Source organism: Methylibium sp., assembly GCF_965279545.1.
GTDB lineage: Bacteria > Pseudomonadota > Gammaproteobacteria > Burkholderiales > Burkholderiaceae_C > Methylibium.
Genome location: NZ_OZ257250.1, coordinates 3,195,709 through 3,216,939, shown reverse-complemented (window position 1 = coordinate 3,216,939; position 21,231 = coordinate 3,195,709). Strand labels below are relative to the sequence as shown.

General features: G+C 67.3%; 25 protein-coding genes. 18 read left to right on the top strand and 7 right to left on the bottom strand.

Going from position 1 to position 21,231, the window contains the following annotated elements; all coding sequences use genetic code 11:
- Together panD and ACQY9S_RS15125 are read right to left on the bottom strand one after the other, a co-directional pair.
- Complete coding sequence (panD, locus tag ACQY9S_RS15130) at nt 1-366, bottom strand: aspartate 1-decarboxylase (RefSeq protein WP_428420672.1); 366 nt, start codon at nt 364-366, stop codon at nt 1-3.
- Between the two features lies 1 nt (nt 367).
- A complete protein-coding gene (locus ACQY9S_RS15125; protein ID WP_428420670.1) occupies nt 368-1,486 on the bottom strand; it encodes a Re/Si-specific NAD(P)(+) transhydrogenase subunit alpha in 1,119 nt (372 codons plus the stop codon).
- Nucleotides 1,487-1,564: 78 nt separating this feature from the next.
- Here ACQY9S_RS15125 and ACQY9S_RS15120 point away from each other — a divergent pair, with 78 nt between their 5' ends.
- The 6 genes from ACQY9S_RS15120 (at nt 1,565) to ACQY9S_RS15095 (ending at nt 8,216) form a co-directional block, all read left to right on the top strand.
- Entirely contained in the window at nt 1,565-2,056 is a 492-nt protein-coding gene (locus tag ACQY9S_RS15120; RefSeq protein ID WP_428420668.1) for an NUDIX hydrolase, read from the top strand.
- A 2-nt stretch (nt 2,057-2,058) separates the two neighbouring features.
- Complete coding sequence (gene mnmA, locus ACQY9S_RS15115) at nt 2,059-3,246, top strand: tRNA 2-thiouridine(34) synthase MnmA (protein ID WP_428420667.1); 1,188 nt, start codon at nt 2,059-2,061, stop codon at nt 3,244-3,246.
- Nucleotides 3,247-3,775: 529 nt separating this feature from the next.
- Nucleotides 3,776-4,741, top strand: coding sequence for a UDP-glucuronic acid decarboxylase family protein (locus ACQY9S_RS15110; RefSeq protein WP_428425771.1), 966 nt, complete (start codon nt 3,776-3,778; stop codon nt 4,739-4,741).
- 526 nt (nt 4,742-5,267) lie between these two features.
- Entirely contained in the window at nt 5,268-5,963 is a 696-nt protein-coding gene (locus ACQY9S_RS15105) for a glycosyltransferase family 2 protein (protein WP_428420665.1), read from the top strand.
- Complete coding sequence (locus ACQY9S_RS15100) at nt 5,960-6,343, top strand: GtrA family protein (RefSeq protein ID WP_428420663.1); 384 nt, start codon at nt 5,960-5,962, stop codon at nt 6,341-6,343. Before ACQY9S_RS15105 ends, ACQY9S_RS15100 begins: the two co-directional genes overlap by 4 nt.
- 13 nt (nt 6,344-6,356) lie before the next feature.
- Nucleotides 6,357-8,216, top strand: a complete 1,860-nt coding sequence (locus ACQY9S_RS15095) for a DUF1420 family protein (RefSeq protein WP_428420661.1) — start codon at nt 6,357-6,359, stop codon at nt 8,214-8,216.
- A gap of 208 nt (nt 8,217-8,424) precedes the next feature.
- On the opposite strand, the gene ACQY9S_RS15090 is transcribed toward ACQY9S_RS15095, so the two are convergent.
- Entirely contained in the window at nt 8,425-9,336 is a 912-nt protein-coding gene (locus ACQY9S_RS15090) for a DMT family transporter (protein ID WP_428420659.1), read from the bottom strand.
- 97 nt (nt 9,337-9,433) lie between these two features.
- Nucleotides 9,434-10,714 carry a lysophospholipid transporter LplT gene (lplT, locus tag ACQY9S_RS15085; RefSeq protein ID WP_428420658.1) on the bottom strand — a complete coding sequence of 427 codons (1,281 nt, stop codon included), beginning with the start codon at nt 10,712-10,714 and terminating at the stop codon, nt 9,434-9,436.
- Between the two features lie 180 nt (nt 10,715-10,894).
- Here lplT and alr point away from each other — a divergent pair, with 180 nt between their 5' ends.
- The 8 genes from alr to ACQY9S_RS15045 all read left to right on the top strand — a co-directional run bounded on the left by alr (nt 10,895) and on the right by ACQY9S_RS15045 (nt 15,876).
- Nucleotides 10,895-11,995 carry an alanine racemase gene (alr, locus tag ACQY9S_RS15080; protein ID WP_428420656.1) on the top strand — a complete coding sequence of 367 codons (1,101 nt, stop codon included), beginning with the start codon at nt 10,895-10,897 and terminating at the stop codon, nt 11,993-11,995.
- Nucleotides 11,996-12,070: 75 nt separating this feature from the next.
- Entirely contained in the window at nt 12,071-12,322 is a 252-nt protein-coding gene (locus tag ACQY9S_RS15075; RefSeq protein ID WP_428420655.1) for a GlsB/YeaQ/YmgE family stress response membrane protein, read from the top strand.
- Complete coding sequence (locus ACQY9S_RS15070) at nt 12,319-12,825, top strand: hypothetical protein (protein WP_428420653.1); 507 nt, start codon at nt 12,319-12,321, stop codon at nt 12,823-12,825. The genes ACQY9S_RS15075 and ACQY9S_RS15070 overlap by 4 nt, the downstream gene beginning before the upstream one ends.
- Nucleotides 12,825-13,313, top strand: coding sequence for an acyl-CoA thioesterase (locus ACQY9S_RS15065; protein WP_428420651.1), 489 nt, complete (start codon nt 12,825-12,827; stop codon nt 13,311-13,313). The genes ACQY9S_RS15070 and ACQY9S_RS15065 overlap by 1 nt, the downstream gene beginning before the upstream one ends.
- On the top strand, nt 13,310-13,720 hold the full coding sequence (gene arfB, locus ACQY9S_RS15060) for an alternative ribosome rescue aminoacyl-tRNA hydrolase ArfB (RefSeq protein ID WP_428420650.1): 411 nt from the start codon (nt 13,310-13,312) through the stop codon (nt 13,718-13,720). The genes ACQY9S_RS15065 and arfB overlap by 4 nt, the downstream gene beginning before the upstream one ends.
- A gap of 37 nt (nt 13,721-13,757) precedes the next feature.
- Nucleotides 13,758-15,122: a DNA repair protein RadA gene (radA, locus tag ACQY9S_RS15055; protein WP_428420649.1), complete on the top strand. Its 1,365-nt coding sequence runs from the start codon at nt 13,758-13,760 to the stop codon at nt 15,120-15,122.
- Entirely contained in the window at nt 15,119-15,487 is a 369-nt protein-coding gene (locus ACQY9S_RS15050; RefSeq protein ID WP_428420647.1) for an antibiotic biosynthesis monooxygenase family protein, read from the top strand. Before radA ends, ACQY9S_RS15050 begins: the two co-directional genes overlap by 4 nt.
- The gene (locus ACQY9S_RS15045) at nt 15,484-15,876 is read left to right on the top strand and encodes a hypothetical protein (protein ID WP_428420645.1); all 393 of its coding nucleotides are present in this window, start codon (nt 15,484-15,486) and stop codon (nt 15,874-15,876) included. The genes ACQY9S_RS15050 and ACQY9S_RS15045 overlap by 4 nt, the downstream gene beginning before the upstream one ends.
- A gap of 74 nt (nt 15,877-15,950) precedes the next feature.
- Here the strand turns inward: ACQY9S_RS15045 and ACQY9S_RS15040 are convergent, their stop codons facing one another.
- Complete coding sequence (locus tag ACQY9S_RS15040; RefSeq protein WP_428420644.1) at nt 15,951-16,382, bottom strand: hypothetical protein; 432 nt, start codon at nt 16,380-16,382, stop codon at nt 15,951-15,953.
- 208 nt (nt 16,383-16,590) lie between these two features.
- On the opposite strand from ACQY9S_RS15040, the gene ACQY9S_RS15035 reads away from it, so the two are divergent.
- From ACQY9S_RS15035 to waaF, 3 genes are read left to right on the top strand one after another with little or no spacing between them, the layout of a single operon-like run.
- Nucleotides 16,591-17,514 carry a branched-chain amino acid transaminase gene (locus tag ACQY9S_RS15035; protein ID WP_428420643.1) on the top strand — a complete coding sequence of 308 codons (924 nt, stop codon included), beginning with the start codon at nt 16,591-16,593 and terminating at the stop codon, nt 17,512-17,514.
- A 35-nt stretch (nt 17,515-17,549) separates the two neighbouring features.
- Nucleotides 17,550-17,750, top strand: coding sequence for a zinc-finger domain-containing protein (locus tag ACQY9S_RS15030; RefSeq protein ID WP_428420641.1), 201 nt, complete (start codon nt 17,550-17,552; stop codon nt 17,748-17,750).
- Between the two features lie 16 nt (nt 17,751-17,766).
- Entirely contained in the window at nt 17,767-18,792 is a 1,026-nt protein-coding gene (waaF, locus tag ACQY9S_RS15025) for a lipopolysaccharide heptosyltransferase II (protein ID WP_428420640.1), read from the top strand.
- Between the two features lie 123 nt (nt 18,793-18,915).
- On the opposite strand, the gene ACQY9S_RS15020 is transcribed toward waaF, so the two are convergent.
- Both ACQY9S_RS15020 and ACQY9S_RS15015 read right to left on the bottom strand, forming a co-directional pair.
- Nucleotides 18,916-19,605, bottom strand: coding sequence for an anti-sigma factor (locus ACQY9S_RS15020; RefSeq protein WP_428420638.1), 690 nt, complete (start codon nt 19,603-19,605; stop codon nt 18,916-18,918).
- 7 nt (nt 19,606-19,612) lie between these two features.
- The gene (locus ACQY9S_RS15015; RefSeq protein ID WP_428420637.1) at nt 19,613-20,332 is read right to left on the bottom strand and encodes a sigma-70 family RNA polymerase sigma factor; all 720 of its coding nucleotides are present in this window, start codon (nt 20,330-20,332) and stop codon (nt 19,613-19,615) included.
- On the opposite strand from ACQY9S_RS15015, the gene purU reads away from it, so the two are divergent.
- The gene (gene purU / locus ACQY9S_RS15010) at nt 20,331-21,218 is read left to right on the top strand and encodes a formyltetrahydrofolate deformylase (RefSeq protein WP_428420636.1); all 888 of its coding nucleotides are present in this window, start codon (nt 20,331-20,333) and stop codon (nt 21,216-21,218) included. The genes ACQY9S_RS15015 and purU overlap by 2 nt on opposite strands.
- Nucleotides 21,219-21,231 lie beyond the last annotated feature (13 nt).

Here is a 21,231-nt window from a genome sequence, read left to right as displayed (position 1 = left end):
TCAGAACTTGCGGACCGAGTCGATGCGGTTGCCCGCGCCGAGCAGCACCACCTTGGGCTTGTGGCTGCGCACCTCGTCCTCGCTCATCGGCGCGTAGGTGCAGATGATCAGCAGGTCGCCCACGTGCGCCTTGCGCGCCGCAGCGCCGTTGAGCGAGATCACGCCCGAGCCGGGCGGCGCGGGGATGATGTAGGTGGAGAAGCGCTCGCCGTTGTTGATGTTGTAGAGCTCGATCTGCTCGAACTCGCGCATGTCGGCGGCTTCGAGCAGCGTCGCATCGATGCCGCAGGAGCCTTCGTAGTGCAGGTCGGCCTCGGTGACGGTCGCGCGGTGCAGCTTCGCGCGCAGCATGACGCGGTGGTTCATGTCAGACCCTCAGGAGCTGCCCGTCGCGGCACATCAGGCAGGCCTTGACGATGTCGTCCTCGAGGTCGATCTTCAGCGCCGCGGCGTCCTTCTCGAGCACCAGCTTCAGGAAGTCGAGCACGTTGCGCGCATACAGCGCCGATGCGTCGGCCGCCACCAGCGCCGGCAGGTTGGTCTCGCCGACCAGCGTGACGCCGTGCTTCACCACCGTGCGGCCGGCCTCGGTCAGCGGGCAGTTGCCGCCCTGGGGAGCGGCCATGTCGACGATCACCGAGCCGGGCTTCATGGCCTTGACCATGTCCTCGGTCACCAGCACCGGCGCCGGGCGGCCCGGGATCAGCGCGGTGGTGATCACGATATCGGCCGCGGCCACGCGTTTGGCGACCTCGACCTTCTGGCGCTCCAGCCAGGACGGCGGCATCGGGCGGGCGTAGCCGCCCACGCCCTCGGCGGCTTCCTTCTCTTCGGGCGTCTCGTAGGGCACGTCGATGAACTTGGCGCCCAGCGACTCGACCTGCTCCTTCACCGAGGGCCGCACGTCGCTGGCCTCGATGACGGCGCCCAGGCGCTTGGCGGTGGCGATGGCCTGCAGGCCGGCCACGCCGACGCCCAGGATCACCACCCGGGCGGCCTTCACGGTGCCGGCGGCGGTCATCAGCATCGGGAAGATGCGCTGGTACTGGTCGGCCGCGATCATCACCGCCTTGTAGCCGGCCAGGTTGGCCTGCGAGGACAGCACGTCCATGCTCTGCGCGCGCGTGGTGCGCGGCGCGGCTTCGAGCGCGAAGGCGGTGAGCCTGGCGTCGGCCAGGCCCTGCAGGCCGCCCTGGTCGAAGGGATTGAGCATGCCGACCAGGGCGGTCGAGGCCGGCATCAGCGCGCGCTCGGCCGCCGAGGGCGCGCGCACCTTCAGCACCAGCGGGCAGCCGAAGGCGCCGGCCGCGTCGGTGATCTCGGCGCCGGCCGCGGCATAGGCCTCGTCGGTGACGCTGGCGCTGAGACCGGCGCCGGCCTGCACCTGCAGTGCGTGGCCCTGCGCCTTGAGCTTCTTGACCGTCTCGGGGGTCGCGGCAACGCGGGTTTCTCCCGCTGCCGTCTCGCGCGGCACGCCTATGCGCATGGTGCTGCCTCCTCGGGGCTTGTCGTGTTTGGGGGCGGAGCTTACACAATCCGGAGCCGACCGCCCTTACGATCGTGCATGAAACAAAGATGGAAACCCGCGGTGACCGTGGCCGCGGTCATCGAAAACCAGGGCCGTTTCCTGCTGGTGGAAGAGCAAACGCCCGAGGGCGTGTGCCTCAACCAGCCGGCCGGCCACCTCGACCCCGGCGAGTCGCTGCTCGAAGCGGTGGTGCGCGAGGTGCTCGAGGAGACGGCCTGTGTCTTCACGCCGACCGCACTGCTCGGCGTCTACATGTCGCGCTTCATCCGCAGCGCCCGCAACGAGGACGTGACCTACCTGCGCTTCGCCTATTGCGGCAGCGTGGGAACGCCCGTGCCCGGCCGTGCGCTCGACCGCGGCATCCTGCGCACGCTGTGGATGACGCCCGAGGAGATCCGCGCCAACACCCACCGCCACCGCAGCCCGGCCCTGCAGCGCAACGTCGACGACCACCTCGCCGGCGTCCGCCATCCGCTCGGCACGGTCTTCGTAGACCCCGGCCTCTACGATCCGGTGGAAAAATCCTGAGCATGGGCAAGCAAAGGGTGGTGGTGGGCTTGAGCGGCGGCGTCGATTCCGCGGTCAGCGCCTGGCTGCTGAAGCAGCAGGGGCACGAGGTTGTCGGCCTCTTCATGAAGAACTGGGAAGACGACGACGATGACGAGTACTGCTCGTCGCGCCAGGACTTCCTCGACGCAGCGAGCGTGGCCGACGTGATCGGGATCGAGATCGAGCACGTCAACTTCGCCGCCGAGTACAGGGACCGCGTGTTCGCCGAGTTCCTGCGCGAGTACGAAGCGGGCCGCACGCCGAACCCGGACGTGCTGTGCAATGCCGAGATCAAGTTCAAGGCCTTTCTGGACCACGCGCTGCGGCTCGGCGCCGGCAAGATCGCGACCGGACATTACGCCCGGGTTCGCCGTGTACCGGCGCACCCGGGCATGCCCGATGGGCCTCATGACGAGTCGAGCGCCGGCGCGCTCGACCGTGCCCGGGTGCGCGAGGCCGGCGGCCGCTTCGAACTGCTCAAGGGCTTGGACGCGAGCAAGGACCAGAGCTATTTCCTGCACCGCCTCACGCAGGCCCAGCTGTCGCGCACGCTGTTCCCGGTCGGCGAGCTGCCGAAGACCGCGGTGCGCCGCCTCGCTGCCGAGATCGGGCTGCCGGTGGCCGCAAAGAAGGACTCGACCGGCATCTGCTTCATCGGCGAGCGGCCGTTCCGCGAGTTCCTGAACCGCTACCTTGCCCACACGCCCGGGCCGATCCGCGACGATCGCGGGCGCACGCTGGGCGAACACGTGGGCCTGTCGTTCTACACGCTGGGCCAGCGCAAGGGCATTGGCATCGGTGGCGTCAAGGAGCGTGGTGTGCCGCGTGGCGGCGGCGAGCACGCGCCCTGGTTCGTCGCGCGCAAGGACCTCGAACGCAACACGCTCTACGTGGTGCAGGGCCATGACCACCCCTGGCTGCAGTCGCAGCGGGTCGAGGCCGACGATGCAAGCTGGATCTCCGGCGAGCCGCCTGCGCCCGGCGCGCTGGCTGCGAAGACGCGTTACCGCCAGAGCGATGCGGCCTGCGTGTTGGCGCCGAATGCCAACGGCGCGTTCGCACTCGAGTTCGGCGAGCCGCAGTGGGCCGTGACGCCGGGGCAGTCGGCTGTGTTGTACGACGGCGAGGTCTGTCTGGGCGGTGGCGTCATCGCCGGCACGTCCATCTGATCAGGCGGCAGGCATCGGCCTGCCGGTGAGTCGCTCCCCCGGTGGATTGGAGCAAGGGCCGCTATCTCACAGTCGGGGCGTATGTGAAATACCCAGCGCTGACCCGTCTTGCCTGAATAGCGGCGCGCCGTCAAGCGCAACAGAGCGGCTACCGATCCACTTGGGTGCGCGCATGGCGGCTGTCCGGCAGACCCCGGTCATCCAGGTCCACTTCAACGGGGAGCACGTCTCGGCCAATGCCGGACTGATGCGCACGAGTGCCTGTTCCACTTTGAGCGACCGCGCAATCAAAGACGCACAGGGCGTCGAATTTCTCAAGACATCGCGTGCGCGGTTCAAGCCGATCTTGACGCCGAACAACTTCTGCCCGCGCTCGCGTGGTGAACACAAGCACACCATTCGCATCCGTCCGCACAGCAGTTCGATAGCGGATCGATCGTCGTCACCTGCTGGAAACAGGTGGGGCTACGGAGGTGTCATCGGCTACGTAACAATCAGCAATTCGGGTCGCGACCAACGGAGAAACATGATGCGCCAGTACAACCAGACCAAACGAATCCTCGTGACCGGCGGCGCCGGCTTTCTGGGCAGCCATCTGTGCGAGCGCCTCGTCTCGCAAGGGCACGACGTCTTGTGTCTCGACAACTTCTTCACCGGCAGTCGGCGCAATGTGGAGCACCTGCTGGACAGCCCTCGCTTCGAACTGATGCGTCATGACGTGACCTTTCCTCTGTATGTCGAGGTGGACGAGATCTACAACCTGGCGTGCCCGGCCTCCCCAATCCACTACCAGTACGATCCAGTGCAGACAACCAAAACCAGCGTGCACGGGGCCATCAACATGCTGGGCTTGGCCAAGCGGGTACGTGCCAAGATCCTTCAAGCCTCCACCAGCGAGGTGTATGGCGACCCGGAGGTGCATCCGCAGCCGGAGTCGTATTGGGGGCGCGTCAATCCCATCGGCCCACGCAGTTGTTATGACGAAGGCAAGCGCTGTGCCGAAACGCTGTTCTTCGACTACTACCGCCAGCACCGCCTTCGCATCAAGGTCGTAAGGATTTTCAACACCTACGGCCCGCGCATGCATCCGAACGATGGTCGCGTTGTTTCCAACTTCATCGTGCAGGCACTCAACGGCGAGGACATCACCATCTACGGCAACGGCAGTCAAACGCGCAGCTTTTGCTACGTGGACGACCTGATTGAGGCAATGGACCGCACGATGAACACTCCGGACGACTTCACCGGTCCCGTGAACATCGGCAATCCAGGGGAGTTTTCGATGCTTGAGTTGGCTGAGCAAGTCATCGCCCTCACCGGCTCTCGCAGCAAACTGCGACACCTGCCACTGCCGACGGATGATCCAAAGCAACGCTGCCCAGACAGTTCGCTTGCCAAGGCCGCCCTCGGAGGTTGGGAGCCTCAGGTGCCGTTGGCCGAGGGACTCAAAAGGACGATCGAGTATTTCGACGCACTTCTCGCACGAGAGCGCTGACACGGTGACCGCATCATGCTGATGCTTGCAGGCATTGCGGAGTCACAGGCGACCTTGCCCAACTGCGCGACGCTCGTGGCGTACGAATAGTCGCCCTTTTCGACCCACTTGATTTGCCACGGCTCATTGGGCCGGCATCAGAGTTTTGGTTTCCCATGCTTGCATCAACGTGCAGTGCTCGCCTATGAACGCGCTGTGCACTCATCCATGTGGACGCGCGAGTGGCCCGTGTCGCGCCATCTGATCTGGCGCTGATGCGCGACCGCCAAGTCTGAGCAGACTTCCACCTAGAATTGCTTGTTATTCCACTTCCGTGCAAGCAGACGCATCGCTGCGCATATTGTCCGGTTTGCCCACAGTTCGAAGTCGCTGGCGACCGATTCTCGGAATCTTCAGAATTCAGCGCTGATGAATTCCATGCCGGCATTGCTGCGACCGGCCTTCAGATTCCTCAACTCCGGCGTGACTTTGCACGCGAATGCCGAATTCGCGCGAGAAAGAACGACATCCATCTCGATTCACCACAATGAAACTTTCCATTGTCATTCCTTGCTACAACGAACTTGCCACCATAGACGCCATCATCAGGGCGGTAAATGACTCTCCTTATCCAAGCAAGGAGATCATCATCGTCGATGACTGCTCAACGGATGGGACCCGGCAAAAGCTTCGAGACGAGATCGAAGCATCCGGCAAAGTCGCCAAGGTGATCTATCACGAAATAAATCAAGGCAAGGGTGCGGCCTTGCGAACCGGCATTGCTGCGGCTACCGGTGAGATCGTCATTATTCAGGACGCCGACCTCGAGTACGACCCGAACGAATACTCAAGACTCGTAGAGCCAATCCTTCGCGACAAGGCTGATATCGTTTTCGGTTCGCGATTTCTCGGTAGCGATGCGCATCGAGTTCTCTATTACTGGCATCGCGTCGGCAATGGAATACTGACAACGCTGTCAAATATGTTCACCAACTTGAATCTGACCGATATGGAAACATGCTACAAAGTGTTTCGTCGTGAAATAATTCAAGGGATTTCTATTGAAGAGAACAGATTCGGCTTTGAGCCGGAAATTACGGCAAAAATATCGAAACTGAAGTGCAGAATTTTCGAGGTCGGCATTTCATATTATGGTCGCACCTACGATGAGGGTAAGAAAATAGGCTGGCGAGATGGGGTGCGGGCGCTTTATTGTATTATTAAATACAATGTCTTCCGATGAGGATCGTTCGCTATTTATTCGCCGGTGGCGTCGCCGCACTCGTGGATTGGTCCATCTTTTGGGGTCTGGCGAATGAATTGCAATTGCAGTATCAGATCGCTGCAACCATCTCGTTTTTGTTGGCAACACTGACGAACTATATTGTCAGCATAAGGTACGTCTTCGAGAGTGGGGTTCGGTACTCACGTCGCCGAGAGGCGGCACTCGTATATCTGGTTAGCGCTCTGGGATTGGGAATAAACTTGATCGTTCTGCAGATACTTGTCGGAGGCTACGGGTTCCACTTGATGGTTGCAAAGATTTCTGCGACGGCGATCGTTTTTTTCTGGAATTATTTCTCGCGCGCGACTTTTATCTTCAAGTCCGACCCCAAAGCCTGAGCGTGGGACGAGCATGACCGCTATTTTTGGTCTGGAAGCAGCGGTTCTGTCGCCACCGTATTCGGCGATCGTCTCCCTGCTGATGTTCGTCGGCGTCTTTGCACTTGGCTTGCGTGTGAGTGGCTGGTTGGATGTGCGGGCGAGCAACACGTCAGGCTGGGAGTTTTTCGTCGCGCCGGTCGTGGGAGCCACAGTATTGGCCGCGATGCTTTATCCGCTGATGCTGTTCGGACTGGTCAATGCCACAGGCTTGAGCGTTGTCGCCATTCTGCTTGCGCTGCACGGTCTTTGGGCGCTGGGCCGGGCCGTGCCTGGGTTCAGTTCGAAAATCCGTGCCTCGGGGCGCTCGTATTTTGCGTCACTGTTCCGTTGGCAGGCGATGCCCTATTGGTTGCTCCTTGGTCTGGGGCTTGTCGCCTTGGGCCCCAGCACCAACGCCGACTCGCTGAATTACCACCTCGGTGTCGCGCTTCAGTTTCTGCACGATGGGGTGTGGCCGGTGAGCCCGGAGTGGTTTCATAGTCGACTTGCGGGCGCGGGGGAAGGTCTGATTGCACTGGGTCTGTCCATCGGCGCAGAACAGTTTTCGAGCCTCCTGCAATGGAGTGGCATTTTTTGTCTCTGCGGTTTGCTGCAGCGTTATCCGGACTCGAACAATCCCATCCTCACACCGGTGACGCTGGCCCTTGTTTCGTCGCCGGTGCTTCTCTTCTTGGTGAATGCCGATAAACCGCAATTGGTTCCAATCGCGATGACATCGACAGCCCTTGCCCTCACCCTTTATCCGACGCGCAGATCGGTCAGCCGACGGTCGAGGCTGCTCGGCTTTGGGCTTGTCTGCCTACTCGTCATGACGGCATCGCAGATGAAGCTGAACTTCCTCGTGTCAGGGGGGATCGTGGGTGTCATCGCCTTTGCTTTGATGGCGAGAAGCGGCCTCGCGGTTCCAGCGGGTCTGATGGCCCTGGGTGGATTGGCATGCATCGTCCTGCCTCCCGCGATCTGGAAACACCTGCATTTCGGCGGAACGCTGGCCGATGCATTCCTGAAGCCCTTTCCAGGAGACTGGCCTGGCTACGACGCCTTCACGGGATACCTGCGGAACTATCGAGATTCCTCCATGTGGTTCCCGCTGTCACTCGTTCTTCCCGCCCGCCCGGGTGCTATTTCGACCGTGGTCGGCGTTGGCGTTGGCGCGCTGGCATGGCTTCGGCCCGCAAAGGACATCTATTGCTGGTTGGCCATCGCCGCGGCCACAGCAGTGACCATCGTTGGCACTTTGTTTGGCCAAGCAAATGCAAGGTTCTACCTCGAGCCGTTCGTCTGGGTGCTCATGGCGCTCGCGATGCAGGCGCCGCGCTGCATCCACGACGGTGCGAAACTGGCGCAATGCATCCTTGGCGCACAGGTGCTGATGTTCATGGCATTGATCAGCTATGCCGTCGTGCGCTCGATTCCCGGGGCGATGTCGACGCCTTGGCGCAATAGCATCATGGCAACGCAGGCCGATGGATACACGGTAATGAAGCAGGTGGATGCGGCTCTTCCAGCCGATGCCGTCCTGATTTCAGCCCATCCCAGCGTGGCCCTGTCGCCGCGCAAGGTGTTCGCCAGCGATTGGATAAGCTTCACTGGAAGCCAGCCGGCGGACTGGGCGCCTTATTTGCAGCGTCTGCAGGAGGGGCGCGTGACACACGCCTTGGTTATCGGCGAGCCGTCTCGGAGCCCTTTTGCGAAGTGCTTCAGTGGCGTGGAGGCAGGCCCGATTTCCGCGAGCAAGGCAACTCGCAATCCGCTGAATTCCGGCGCGGCGTACGCTGCGTGGCTCATGAAGATCGACCGGGAGCGGATGCCTTCGTGCTTCGAAAAATAACTTCGTGTCTCTTGGCGCCCGATGCGCGGCGCGCGTTGGTGAGGTGCAGCACGTCGGTCTGGAAGTTTGCGAGGCCGCGGCCGATGTGGGGACCTGTCGCAACGATGGTGCCGCGGCTGCTGGCGGCGTCCATTTCGTCACTGACCGCTGCGGCGGGTTCGTCGTTGCCGCCGCCGCAAACCGCTAGGCACAGCAACGCGGCCCCCACTCATGCCACTGCCCAGGGCTCCAGCGCCGACAGCAGCGCGGCCGCGAGGATGAAGGCCCCGCCGACGAACATCTGCAGCGTCAGCACCTGATCGCCGAGCAGCACCGCCGACACCGATGCGAACACCACCTCGGTGAGCATGACGACCGAGGTCACGTTGGCTTTCAGCCGTGAAGCGCCGTACTGCAGCGCCAGGTTGGCGCCGAGGAAGGCGAGCGCGAGCGCCGAAACCGGCAGCAGCCATGATGTCCGGGGTGCCGGCGGCCAGGCGACGCTGCCCGCCGCGGCCAGGCCGAGGGCCAGCCCGCCGGCGACCAGCATGCCACCGAGGAACATCGCCAGGGCGCGGCCCTCCGATGGCCGGTGCGACTCGCGCCGCAGCATCACGTTGTTCAGCGCGAAGCTGAAGCCCCCGGCGATGCCGAGAAAATCAGCCAGCCCCGAGGGCCAGGGCCAGCCGGCGCCCGCCGGCTTGAGCACGATGGCCGCACCGGCCAGCGCAAGCAGCACGCGACAGGCCGCCCAGCGCGTGAGCCGCTCCTGCAGCAGCCAGCGCGCCAGCAGCACCGCCCACAGCGGCATCAGGTAGAACAGCAGGACCACGCGCACCACGTCGCCGATGCTCACGGCCCAGTTGAATGCGGCATTGGTGCCGCCGGCCGCCAGCACGAGCACCCACAGCACCGGCGTGCGCGCCAGCTGGCCCGGCGAGTGCGGCCAGCGCAGCACGATCACGACCACCGCCAGGCCGTAGACCAGGGCGGTCGCCCACAGCGGATGCAGCCCGAGCGACAGCAGCTGGCGAAACGGCCACCACGACACGCCCCAAACGAAGGCGTTGAGCGTCAGCGCGAGCACCGCGAACAGCGGTGCGGCCGGCGCCATGCCGGCCTGCTGCGGGCGGGCGTTCATTGCGGCACCCTTTGCGCTGCGCGCTGTCCCGCCGGGCGGGCGGGTTCGCCCCGGGGACCGCGGGGGCCCCCTGGCGGCCCTTGGCGGCCGTACCGGTTCACTGCTGCGGGTCGCTGCGGGCCAGCGCGATCAGGTGATCGACCTCGTCCTTGTGGCGCACGCAGTTGGTCTGGTGCCAGCGGCGGATCAGCCACATGGCCCCGGCCACGGCCACGCCGAAGATCGTGATCGCCCCGAAGGCCGACAGGCCGAAGCGCGTCATGCCGGTGTAAAAGGCGCCGAGGCCGAGGATGCAGGCCTGCTCGTTGAAGTTCTGCACCGCGATCGATCGGCCGGCGCCCATCAGGTTGTGGCCGCGGTGCTGCAGCAGCGCGTTCATCGGCACCACCAGGAAGCCGCCCAGGCCGCCGAGCAGGATCAGGAAGGGGGCGGCCACCCAGACGTTGGTGATGAAGTTCATGCCGATCACCAGCACGCCCATCGCGATGCCGAGCGGGATCACGCCGGTCGCCTGGTCGAGCCGCATGCGCACCGAGGCCAGCACGGCGCCGACCGCGGTGCCGATCGCCACCACGCCGACCAGCGACGACGCCTGCGTCGTGCCATAGCCCAGCGCCGCGGCCGCCCAGGCCAGCACGATGTAGCGCAGGTTGCCCGAGACCCCCCAGAACAGCGTGGTGGTGGCCAGCGAGATCTGGCCGAGCTTGTCGTTCCATAGCCGGGCGTTGCAGGCCGAGAAGTCGCGCACCAGGCCGATGACGCTGTGCGCGATCGGCTGCAGCGGCGCCTGCGTGCGCGGGATGTAGAGGTTGAAGATGGCGGCCACCACGTAGAGCGAGGTGAGCGCGGCGATCGCCGCTTCGGGGGCGGTGTCGATGCCGGTGTCGATCAGCGGCAGGTCGATGGCCAGCAGCGCCGGTGCGATCGTGCGGCCCACCAGTTGGCCGCCGAGCAGCACGCCGAGGATGATGGAGCCGATCGTGAGGCCCTCGATCCAGCCGTTGGCCTTGACCAGCTGCGAGTTGGGCAGCAGCTCGGTCAGGATGCCGTACTTGGCCGGCGAGTAGGCCGCGGCGCCGAGCCCGACCACCGCGAACGCGACCAGCGGGTGCGAGCCGAACAGCATCATCAGGCAGCCGACCACCTTGATGCTGTTCGAGACGAACATCACCTTGCCCTTGGGCACCGCATCGGCGAAGGCGCCGACGAAGGGCGCGAGCACGACATAGAACAGCGCGAACATCGGCACCAGCGCGGCGCGCTGCCACTCGGGCTGGCCGGAGGTTCTCAGCAACTCGACGGCGGCGACGAACAGGGCGTTGTCGGCCAGCGAGCTGAAGAACTGCGCCGACATGATGGTGTAGAAACCTTTTTTCATCCGCTCGTCGGCTGGGGCACCGGCATCGACCGGCGCCGGTACTGTCTCCCTGCGGCGCGGGTTATAGCACGGGGTCCCGGCGGTCTCCGTGCGCCGCACCGGGGTATCAGTGGCGCTGATGCGCCTTGAAATCGGCGGCGCGCAAGGCGCCGGCGGCGCCGCGCAGGCACACTGGCGGCCATGCCGCGCCCCATCGAAGCCCTGATCCACACCGAGGCCCTGACGCACAACCTCGCGCGTGCGCGCGCCGCCGTGCCCGACGCGCGCGTCTGGGCGGTCGTGAAGGCCAATGCCTACGGCCATGGCATCGCGCGCGTCTTCGAGGCCCTGCGCGGCGCCGACGGTTTTGCACTGCTCGACCTGGCCGAGGCGCAGCTGCTGCGCGAACTCGGCTGGCGCGGCCCGATCCTGCTGCTCGAAGGCGTGTTCGAGCCGCGCGACCTGGAGCTGTGCTCGCGCCTGAACCTGTGGCACACGGTGCACTGCGGGGCGCAGGTCGACTGGCTGGCGATGCACAAGACCCACCAGCCGCACCGCGTGTTCCTGAAGATGAACAGCGGCATGAACCGGCTCGGCTTCAAGCCCGCCGCCTTCCGCGCGGCGTGGGCGCGGCTCGATGCGCTGCCGCAGGTCGACGAGATCTCGTTGATGACCCACTTCTCGGACGCCGACGGCGGCCGCGGCATCGCGGCGCAGGTGCGGGCCTTCTCGGACGCCACGCACGATCTGCCGGGCGAGCGCAGCCTGAGCAACAGCGCGGCCACGCTGCGCCATGCGGCCGACGCCGCGGTGCGTGCAGACTGGGTGCGTGCCGGCATCATGCTGTACGGCTCGGCGCCCGATTTCCCGGCGCACGACATCGCCCACTGGGCTCTGCGGCCGACGATGACGCTGAGTGCGCGCCTGATCGCCACGCAGAGCCTGCAGCCCGGCGACACCGTGGGTTACGGCAGCGCCTTCACGGCCGATGCGCCGATGCGCATCGGCGTCGCGGCCTGCGGCTACGCCGACGGCTATCCGCGCCATGCGCCGAGCGGCACGCCGGTGCTGGTGGACGGCGTGCCCACGCGCTTGCTCGGGCGCGTGTCGATGGACATGGTGACCGTCGACCTGAGTGCGCTGCCGCAGGCGGGGGCGGGCAGCGAAGTCACGCTCTGGGGTCGCGGGCCGGCCGGTGCCGCGCTGCCGATCGATGCCGTCGCCCACGCGGCCGGCACGGTGGGCTACGAGCTGATGTGCGGGCTCGCGGCGCGCGTGCCGGTCCGGGTCGACGCCGGCTGAGCGCCTGTCACCTCGACCGCCCGCCGTTGTGCGACCATTCGCCATCCTCTCAACCCCCTGCAGGAGATCGTCGTCATGAGCATCATCGGCACCCTGATCGTCGGCCTGATCGTCGGCGCCCTCGCCCGCTTCTTGATGCCGGGCGAGCAGAAGATGGGCTGGATCCTGACCTGCGTGCTCGGCATCGCCGGCTCCTTCATCGCTGGCTTCGTGGGCCAGTCGCTGGGCTGGTACGCCGTCGGCGAGCCGGCCGGCTGGATCGCCTCGGTGGTGGGTGCGGTCGTGCTGCTGTTCATCGTCGGCAAGCTGGGCGCGTCCAAGGCGTGAGCGTGGTGCGCACGGCGCCGGCGGATCAGGCCCGGGAGCGGCACTGCCGGCGCCTCGTGCGGCGCCGGGCGTTCAAGGCCGCCGGCGTGTCGGCGCTGCCGGTGCTCGGCGCCGACCTGTTCGTCAACGGGCAGTTGCTGGCGTCCACGCTCGAAGAGATCAGTGCCGCACACGGCCTCGGTCCCGAACAGATCGCACGCCTGCCGGCGCCGCTGCGCAACCGGGTCGATCATCTGGCGCTGGAGGTCGGCAGCTACCTGATCGGCCGCGTGCTGACGCAAGGCGTGCTGCTGAGCGCGCTGCGCACGCTGGGCCTGCGGTTGAGCCTGCAGCAGGCTGCCAAGCTGGCGCCGGTGGCGGGACAGCTCGCTTCGGCCGCGCTGTCGGGCTGGATGTTCAAGCGCCTGTGCGACCGCCATCTCGCCCACTGCCAACAGGTGCGCACCGCGCTCCCCGAACTGCCGGCGCCGCCGCTGGCCTTGCCTCACTCGACGGCGCACTGATGAACGATCGGCCGCTGCACCAGCTCATGATGAGCGTGCTGATGACGCCCGACATGGCCAACTTCTCGGGCAATGTCCACGGCGGCACCATCCTGAAGCTGCTCGACCAGGTGGCCTACGCCTGCGCGAGCCGCTATGCGGGCCGCTACGTGGTCACGGTGTCGGTCGACCAGGTGGTGTTCCGCGAGGCGATCCATGTCGGCGAGCTGGTCACGTTTCTGGCGTCGGTGAACCACACCGGCAGCTCGTCGATGGAGATCGGCATCAAGGTCGTCGCCGAGAACATCCGCACGCAGGTCGTGCGCCACGCCAACAGCTGCTTCTTCACGATGGTGGCGGTGGACGACGCCGGCAAGCCCACGCCGGTGCCGCCGCTGCAGCCGGCCACGCCCGACGAGACGCGGCGCCACAGCGAGGCCCTGCAACGCAAGGCGCTGCGCCGCGAGCTCGACGCGCGGCTGCGCGACATCAAGGGCAGCCCGGCGTGAACCGCGAGGCACTGGCCGCGCTGCTGGCGCGCGAGGCCGAGTGCACCGCGGTGCGAGCGCAGGGCGCCGGCGGCCAGAACGTCAACAAGGTGTCGAGTGCGATCCACCTGCGCTTCGACGTGCCGGCTTCGTCTCTGCCCGAGGCGCACAAGGCGCGTCTGCTGGCGCTCAGCGACCAGCGGCTCAGCAGCGACGGCGTGATCGTCATCAAGGCCCAGGAGCAGCGCACCCAGGCCCGCAACCGGGACGACGCGCTGCAGCGCCTGCTGGAGCTGGTGGCCAGCGTCGCGACGCCGCCGCGCAAGCGGATCGCGACGAAGCCGACCTACGGCTCGAAGCAGCGCAGGCTGGAGAGCAAGGCGCGCGACGGGCAGATCAAGGCGCTGCGCCGCCGGGCGATCGACTGACCCGGGTGGCCCGGCGGGCCGCGCCACAATGCGGCGAATGGCCAAGGACAAGACGAACTACACCTGCAGCGAGTGCGGTGGCACGACGCCCAAATGGCTCGGCAAGTGCCCGGCCTGCGGTGCCTGGAACACGCTGGAGGAGACCGTCGCCGAGTCGGCGGCGGCCACGAAGCACCGCTTCCAGTCGATCGCGCGCAGCCTGCCCGTCGCCACGCTCAGCGAGATCGATGCGGCCGACGTCGCGCGCACGCCCACCGGTGTCGATGAACTTGACCGCGTGCTCGGCGGCGGCATCGTCGCCGGCGGCGTGGTGCTGATCGGCGGCGATCCGGGCATCGGCAAGTCGACGCTGCTGCTGCAGGCGGTGGATGCGCTGTCGGCGCAGATGAAGGTGCTGTACGTCAGCGGCGAGGAGAGCGGCGCGCAGATCGCGCTGCGCTCGCGCCGGCTCGGCCTCGATGGCCGCCGGGTGCGGGTGCTGGCCGAGATCAACCTCGAGAAGATCCAGGCGGCGATCGACGCCGAGCAGCCGGCCTTCTGCGTGATCGACTCGATCCAGACGGTCTACTCCGACCAGCTCACCTCCGCGCCCGGCTCGGTGGCCCAGGTGCGCGAGTGCGCCGCGCAGCTCACGCGCACCGCCAAGTCCAGCGGCACCACCATCGTGCTGGTGGGCCACGTGACGAAGGAAGGTGCGCTCGCCGGCCCGCGGGTGCTGGAGCACATCGTCGACACGGTGCTGTACTTCGAGGGCGACACGCACAGCAGCTTCCGGCTGGTGCGGGCGATCAAGAACCGCTTCGGCGCGGTCAACGAGATCGGCGTGTTCGCGATGACCGAGCGCGGCCTCAAGGGCGTGGCCAACCCGAGCGCGATCTTCCTGTCGACCCACGGCGAGCCGGTGCCGGGCTCGTGCGTGATGGTCACGCTCGAGGGCACGCGGCCGCTGCTGGTCGAGATCCAGGCGCTGGTCGACAGCGGCGGGCCCAGCCCGCGGCGCCTGTCGGTCGGCCTGGACCGCGACCGGCTGGCGATGCTGCTCGCGGTGCTGCACCGCCATGCCGGCATCGCCTGCATGGACCAGGACGTGTTCGTCAACGCGGTCGGCGGCGTGCGCATCAGCGAGCCGGCGGCCGACCTGGCGGTGATGCTGGCGATCCAGAGTTCGCTGCGCGGGCGGCCGCTGCCGCGCGGCTTCATCGCCTTCGGCGAGGTCGGCCTGGCCGGCGAGGTGCGGCCGGCGCCGCGCGGGCAGGAGCGCCTGAAGGAGGCGGCCAAGCTCGGCTTCAGCGTTGCGGTCGTGCCGAAGGCCAATGCGCCGAAGAAGCCGATCGAGGGCCTGAGGATCCACGCGGTCGAGCGCGTCGAGCAGGCCGTCGAGGTGCTGCGCGAGCTGTCATGAGCGACGCTGCCTTTGCCGTGTTGCCCGAGCCGCCGTACTACGCGGTGATCTTCAGCAGCCGGCGCGCAGCCGCCGCCCGCGACGCCGACGATGGCTATGCCGAGATGGCCGATCGCATGGTGGCGCTCGCCGCCGCGCAGCCCGGCTTCCTCGGCATCGAAAGCACGCGCGATGCCGAAGGTTTTGGAATCACCGTGTCGTACTGGCGCAGCCTGGGCGACATCGCGGCGTGGAAGGCCCACGCCGAGCACCGCGTGGCGCGCGAGCGGGGGCGCACCGGCTGGTATGTCCACTACGAGCTGCGCATCGCACGCGTCGAGCGCGCCTACGGTGGCCCCCCGCAGGGGCCGCAGACGCGGGCATGAACCGGCCCGCCGCCGGCTGGGCGCTGGCGGGCGCAGCGGTGCTGGTGGGCTACTGGGTCCATGGCTGGCCTGGCGTCGTGCTGGCGGTGACGCTGACCGCGTTCTGGCTGCTGCTGCAGTTCAGCCGCGCCCTGCGCGTGATGCGACGGGCCGGCAGTGCGCCGCTGGGCCAGGTCGACAGCGCCGTGATGCTGAACGCGAAGCTGCGGGCCGGCATGACGATGCTGGAGGTCTTGCCGGTCGCGGGCAGCCTCGGTGAGGCGATCGCCGACGCGCCGCGCGATACCTACCGCTGGAGCGACGGCGGTGGCGCCAGCGTGCGCGTGAGCTTCGTCAACGGGCGCCTGCAGGCCTGGCAACTCACGCGGCCAGGAGATCAACCGCAGTGACTTCCTAGCGCCGACGCCCGCAATGAAAAAGGCGCCTGTGCAGGCGCCTTGCCGTCGCCGCCATTGCGGCGGGCTCAGTTGCGAAAGCGCTTGCTGGCCACCAGGCCGATGACGCCCAGCCCCGCGAGGATCAGTGCGTAGGCTTGCGATTCCGGGGTGGTGGCCACTTCAGCCTCGACGTGCAGTGAGCCGGTACCGGCCACCATCTGCTGTGCGGCTGGCAACACCCCAACGCTCGACGGGCGGGCGGTGCCCTCACCGGCTGTGCCGGACTTGAGATTTCTGGCCGCGGGCCCCGACTCGACAGTCTGCCTTTGCTGCGTCAGCGCTTCCGCGGTGCCCGATTCGACGTTCATCCACTGCGGTCTGGTGTCGGCGACACAGGACGCCGGCTCGATGCCGGCGCTGCGGCAAGTCGGGGGCGCAGGCTGTGTTTGAGCCTGGCTGCCATAGGCGATGGCGACCAGCGTGAGCGTGGCAAGAAGCGGCTTGGTGACGGCGTTCATGTGCGACAGAGCCTCGGCTCGGATGCAATCAAGAAATCTGGTTGCTGCAGGGCACAAAATTAGCGCCCGTAACGATCTGCATCAACCCCGCGAAGGGGGGCTCCCCCCGGTTCAGGGGGCGGATGTCGAAGCCGGCGCGACGACGGGGCGACGCCTCGCGCGCCCGTAGAATTTGCAGTTCTCTTTGCGCACTGAACGAGGAACTGCGATGTCTATGTCCGACCGCGACGGCAAGATCTGGATGGACGGCCAACTGGTCGACTGGCGCGATGCCAAGATTCACGTGCTGACCCACACCCTGCACTATGGCTGCGGCGCATTCGAGGGAGTACGCGCTTACAACACGGTCAAGGGCACGGCGATCTTCCGGCTGCAGGAGCACACCGAGCGGCTCTTCAACAGCGCCAAGATCCTGCGCATGAAGATCCCGTTCTCTCAACAGCAGGTGATGGATGCGCAGCGCGAGGTGGTGCGCGTCAACCAGCTGGAAAGCTGCTACCTGCGTCCGCTGGCTTGGATCGGCAGCGAGAAGCTCGGTGTCAGCCCGAAGGGCAACACCATCCACCTGATGGTCGCCGCCTGGCCCTGGGGCGCCTACCTCGGTGAGGAAGGCATGAAGCGTGGCATCCGCGTCAAGACCTCCAGCTATACCCGTCACCACGTCAACATCACGATGACGCAGGCCAAGGCGGTGAGCAACTACACCAATTCCATCCTGGCCAACATGGAGGCCACCGAAGACGGCTACGACGAGGCGCTGCTGCTCGATGCGTCGGGCTTCGTCAGCGAAGGCGCGGGCGAGAACCTGTTCGTCATCAAGAACGGCACGGTCTACACGCCGGACCTGTCGGCCGGCGCACTCAACGGCATCACCCGCAACACCGTCTTCGCGATCTGTCAGGACCTGGGTCTGAAGCTGGTCGAGAAGCGCATCACCCGCGACGAGGTCTACATCGCCGACGAGGCCTTCTTCACCGGCACTGCCGCCGAGGTCACGCCGATCCGCGAACTCGACCGCCTCGAGATCGGTGCCGGCTCGCGCGGGCCGATCACCGAGAAGATCCAGACGGCATTCTTCGACATCGTCAACGGCCGCAACCCGAAGTACGCCGAGTGGCTGACCGCGGTCTGAAGCCGCCCACCCCGACCGACCTCCACCCTACCAGCATGAGCGCACCCCAAGCCGCCGTCGAAGTCACCGCCCAGGACCTGCAGGGGCCCGGTGTGGTGTTCTGTCCCAACCCGAAGATGCCGTTGTGGAGCGCGCACCCGCGCGTCTTCATCGACGTGGCCCACGCTGAAGGCAAGTGCCCGTATTGCGGCACGGTCTACCGGCTCAAGGCCGGTGAGAAGCTCCACGCCCACTGAACCGGGCGGTGGCGCGATGACCCGCGCACTCGTCGTCGCGCCGCAGTGGATCGGCGATGCCGTGATGGCCGAGCCCTTGTTGGCGGCCCTTGCTGCACGCGGCGAACGCCTGACGGTGGTCGCACTGCCGTGGGTCGCGCCGGTCCTGCGCGCGATGCCGCAGGTGGACGAGGTGACCGCGCTGCCTTTCGCGCACGGCCGGCTCGACTGGGCGGCACGGCGCGCGCTGGCGAAGCAACTGAAGGGCCGCTTCGACGTGGCCTACGTGCTGCCCAATTCGCTGAAGTCGGCACTCGTGCCGTGGCTCGCGTGCATCCCGCGGCGCGTCGGCTACCAAGGCGAAGGGCGGGTCTGGCTGCTCAATGAGCGCCTGCCCAATCCGGTCGGCAAGCCGCCGATGGTCGGCTTCTACGGTGCGCTGGCCGGTGGCGTGAGGGCGCAGGCGCGGCCCCACCTGCAGTTGGCGCCGGTCGCGGTCGAGGCCGCGCTCGCGCGCAACGATCTCCTTGCGCAAGCCTACTGGGTGTTCGCGCCCGGGGCCGAATACGGTGCCGCCAAGCGCTGGCCGGTCTCGCACTACGCGACCCTGGCGCGCGAACTCCACGCCCGGCATGGCCTGCCCGTGCTGCTGCTCGGGTCCGGCAAGGAGGCGCCGATCTGCGAGGAGATCGCGGCACAGGCGCCCGGCAACTGCCGGGTGCTCGCCGGCCAGACCTCGCTCGACGACGCCATGGCGCTGATCGCTGCCGCGCGCGGCGTCGTCAGCAACGACTCCGGCCTGATGCACGTGGCCGCCGCTTTCGGCGTGCCGCAAGCGGCCGTGTTCGGCTCCACCAGCCCGCAGCACACCCCGCCGCTGAGCCCGCACGCCCGCGTGCTGTGGCTGCAGACGATGCGCGGGGCGCCCCACCTCGATTGCCAACCCTGTTTCGACCGCGAATGCCGCTTCGGCCACCTGAAGTGCCTGACCGACATCGGGCCGGAGCGGGTCGATGCCGCGCTGCAGGAGGCGCTCGCCAGCCGTGCGGCTCATCTGGGCTGAGTGCCTGAAGATGCGAGGGCCGAGCGGCTGCAGCGCGCGCGGCGGCGAGATGCTGCCGGCGGGTCGACGTCAGGCCGATCAGCACTCCTTCGTGCCGGTCGGCGGCGCTCTTGCCCTGATCTCCTAGAGCTGCAGCTTGCCGACCGACAGGATCGGCCCGGTCGGCGCGCCGGTCGGCGAACCCCCGCTCGGCTCCAGGCTGACCGCGAAGGCCGCCGTGTCGTGCAGCAGCAGGGCGCGCTGCACGGTGGTGGCCCGCTCGCCCGACACCAGGCCCAGCGAGCGCGGCGCGCCCTGCGGCGGCACCGCCCACAACTCGAAGGCCCGCCCGCTGCCGGGCGCCACCTGCTGGATCGGTTGCAGCACCAGCGCGCGGCCGTCGCGCGTCAGGCCGGCGGCGAAGCCGGCCTGCAGCACGCCGGCGGCTTCGGGGTTCGGTGCGATCACCACCACGATCGGTGCCTGCACCGGCTGCGGCTGCGACAGCACCAGGCCGAGCCCGAGCGCGGCCACCGTCGCAAAGGCCGACACGCCCTGCCACAGGCCGAGCCGCTGCCACCAGCGCGCCGGTGCGGCACCGGCCGCAGCGAACAGGCGCTGTTCGAGCCGCGACCACACGGCCGCGGACGGCTGCACCGGCGTGACGGCGGCCGCCAGCGGCAGCAGCCGCACCTGCCAGTCGCCGACCGCCGCACTCAGCGCCGGGTGAGCGAGCAGCAGGGTCTCGAAGCGGCGGCGCGCCCGGCCGCGCAAGGTGCCGAGCACGTACTCGGCTGCCAGGCGGTCGGCGAGGGCGGGGCGGCTGTAGTCCATGGGGCCCTCAGGTCGCCGCGGCCCGCTCGAGACAGGTCTTCAGCGACTGCAGTGCGCGTCGCACCCAGCTCTTCACGGTGCCCAGCGGCTGACGCAGGTGCTCGGCCACCTCGGCATGCGACAGGCCCTGGTAGAAGGCCAGCGCCAGGCTTTGCTGCTGTTCGCCGCTGAGCGCGCCCATGCAGCCGCGCAGCGCGCGGGCATCGGCCGCCTGCCCGAGCCGTTCGAGCGGGCCGGCGTCGGGGGTCGCCAGATCCTGAAGCATGTCGTGTTCGTCATCCTGTTCCTGCGAGCCCATCGAGGTGCTGACGGTGGGGGGCTCGCTCTGACGGCGGCGCAGGCTGTCGATGGCCCGGTTGCGAGCAATGCTGGTGAGCCAAGTGAGCGGCTGACTGCGGCCGGCGTCGAAACCCTGCGCCGCGCGCCAGACGTTCACGTACACCTCTTGCAGCACGTCCTCGGCCTGGGCCCGGTCCTTCTGGATACGCAAGACGACACCGAGCAGATGCGCGCTGGTCTGCCGGTACAGCGTGGCAAATGCCGCACGGTCGCCCAGCGCGACGCGTGCCAGTGCCGCCGCGATGTCGCGGCTGCGTTCGGACCAATCCTTGGGGGCGGCGACCATGGCTTGCGCGGATTCTAAGGAGCCCGGTGCGCCTGCCGCATCGTCGTTTTCGCTGCCGTGCGCCGTCGCGCGCGGGCCGATCCTTACAATCGACGGGACCATGCAGAACCCCGCGCGCGAGTTCGTCCTCACCCTGTCCTGCCAAGATGCCAAGGGCATCGTCTATGCCGTGTCCGGCCTGCTGTACCAGGCCGGCTGCAACATCCTCGACTCGCAGCAGTACGGCGACGTTCAAAGTGCCGACGGCACGGGCCTGTTCTTCATGCGCGTGCATTTCAGCGCGCCGGAACACCTGGCCGACGAGGCTGCACTCGACAAGCTGTTCGCGCAAGTGCGCGGCGAGTTCGGCATGGTGGCGCGTTTCCACGCACTGGCGGTCAAGCCGCGCCTGCTGCTGCTGGTCAGCAAACACGGCCACTGCCTGAACGACCTGCTGTTTCGCTGGCAGAGCGGCTCGCTGCCGGTGGACATTCCGGCGGTGGTCTCCAACCATCCCGACTTCGCTTCGCTGTGCGAAGGGTACGGCGTCCCCTTTCACCACTTGCCGCTCGCCACCGGCAGCAGCCTGGACATCAAGCGCGAGCAGGAGTCGCGCATCGAGGCGCTGGTCGACGAGCACCGTGTCGACCTCGTGGTGCTGGCGCGCTACATGCAGATCCTGTCGCCGGCGTTCTGCCAGTTCCTGTCGGGTCGGGCGATCAACATCCATCACAGCTTCCTGCCCAGCTTCAAGGGCGCCAGGCCCTACGACCAGGCCCATGCGCGTGGCGTGAAGCTGATCGGCGCGACCGCGCACTACGTGACCGCCGACCTCGATGAGGGCCCGATCATCGAGCAGGACGTGGAGCGCGTGGACCACTCGCTCGCGCCGGCGGACTTCACCGCGGTGGGCCGCGACGTCGAGTGCGTGGTGCTGGCGCGTGCGGTCAAGTGGCACAGCGAGCACCGGGTGCTGCGCAACGGCCACAAGACCGTGGTCTTCAAGTGACGCGCCGAGGACG

What these genes read in the sequence shown, in the direction of transcription:
- ACQY9S_RS15050 (WP_428420647.1), top strand. Translation starts at nt 15,119, where the DNA reads ATGAGCGACGCTGCCTTTGCCGTGTTGCCCGAGCCGCCGTACTACGCG.
- mnmA (WP_428420667.1), top strand. Translation starts at nt 2,059, where the DNA reads ATGGGCAAGCAAAGGGTGGTGGTGGGCTTGAGCGGCGGCGTCGATTCC.
- ACQY9S_RS15030 (WP_428420641.1), top strand. Translation starts at nt 17,550, where the DNA reads ATGAGCGCACCCCAAGCCGCCGTCGAAGTCACCGCCCAGGACCTGCAG.
- waaF (WP_428420640.1), top strand. Translation starts at nt 17,767, where the DNA reads ATGACCCGCGCACTCGTCGTCGCGCCGCAGTGGATCGGCGATGCCGTG.
- purU (WP_428420636.1), top strand. Translation starts at nt 20,331, where the DNA reads ATGCAGAACCCCGCGCGCGAGTTCGTCCTCACCCTGTCCTGCCAAGAT.
- lplT (WP_428420658.1), bottom strand. Translation starts at nt 10,714, where the DNA reads ATGAAAAAAGGTTTCTACACCATCATGTCGGCGCAGTTCTTCAGCTCG.
- ACQY9S_RS15100 (WP_428420663.1), top strand. Translation starts at nt 5,960, where the DNA reads ATGAGGATCGTTCGCTATTTATTCGCCGGTGGCGTCGCCGCACTCGTG.
- ACQY9S_RS15110 (WP_428425771.1), top strand. Translation starts at nt 3,776, where the DNA reads ATGCGCCAGTACAACCAGACCAAACGAATCCTCGTGACCGGCGGCGCC.
- ACQY9S_RS15075 (WP_428420655.1), top strand. Translation starts at nt 12,071, where the DNA reads ATGAGCATCATCGGCACCCTGATCGTCGGCCTGATCGTCGGCGCCCTC.
- ACQY9S_RS15095 (WP_428420661.1), top strand. Translation starts at nt 6,357, where the DNA reads ATGACCGCTATTTTTGGTCTGGAAGCAGCGGTTCTGTCGCCACCGTAT.
- ACQY9S_RS15045 (WP_428420645.1), top strand. Translation starts at nt 15,484, where the DNA reads ATGAACCGGCCCGCCGCCGGCTGGGCGCTGGCGGGCGCAGCGGTGCTG.
- ACQY9S_RS15105 (WP_428420665.1), top strand. Translation starts at nt 5,268, where the DNA reads ATGAAACTTTCCATTGTCATTCCTTGCTACAACGAACTTGCCACCATA.
- alr (WP_428420656.1), top strand. Translation starts at nt 10,895, where the DNA reads ATGCCGCGCCCCATCGAAGCCCTGATCCACACCGAGGCCCTGACGCAC.
- ACQY9S_RS15120 (WP_428420668.1), top strand. Translation starts at nt 1,565, where the DNA reads ATGAAACAAAGATGGAAACCCGCGGTGACCGTGGCCGCGGTCATCGAA.
- ACQY9S_RS15020 (WP_428420638.1), bottom strand. Translation starts at nt 19,605, where the DNA reads ATGGACTACAGCCGCCCCGCCCTCGCCGACCGCCTGGCAGCCGAGTAC.
- ACQY9S_RS15090 (WP_428420659.1), bottom strand. Translation starts at nt 9,336, where the DNA reads ATGAACGCCCGCCCGCAGCAGGCCGGCATGGCGCCGGCCGCACCGCTG.
- ACQY9S_RS15015 (WP_428420637.1), bottom strand. Translation starts at nt 20,332, where the DNA reads ATGGTCCCGTCGATTGTAAGGATCGGCCCGCGCGCGACGGCGCACGGC.
- ACQY9S_RS15035 (WP_428420643.1), top strand. Translation starts at nt 16,591, where the DNA reads ATGTCTATGTCCGACCGCGACGGCAAGATCTGGATGGACGGCCAACTG.
- radA (WP_428420649.1), top strand. Translation starts at nt 13,758, where the DNA reads ATGGCCAAGGACAAGACGAACTACACCTGCAGCGAGTGCGGTGGCACG.
- ACQY9S_RS15040 (WP_428420644.1), bottom strand. Translation starts at nt 16,382, where the DNA reads ATGAACGCCGTCACCAAGCCGCTTCTTGCCACGCTCACGCTGGTCGCC.
- ACQY9S_RS15125 (WP_428420670.1), bottom strand. Translation starts at nt 1,486, where the DNA reads ATGCGCATAGGCGTGCCGCGCGAGACGGCAGCGGGAGAAACCCGCGTT.
- panD (WP_428420672.1), bottom strand. Translation starts at nt 366, where the DNA reads ATGAACCACCGCGTCATGCTGCGCGCGAAGCTGCACCGCGCGACCGTC.
- ACQY9S_RS15065 (WP_428420651.1), top strand. Translation starts at nt 12,825, where the DNA reads ATGAACGATCGGCCGCTGCACCAGCTCATGATGAGCGTGCTGATGACG.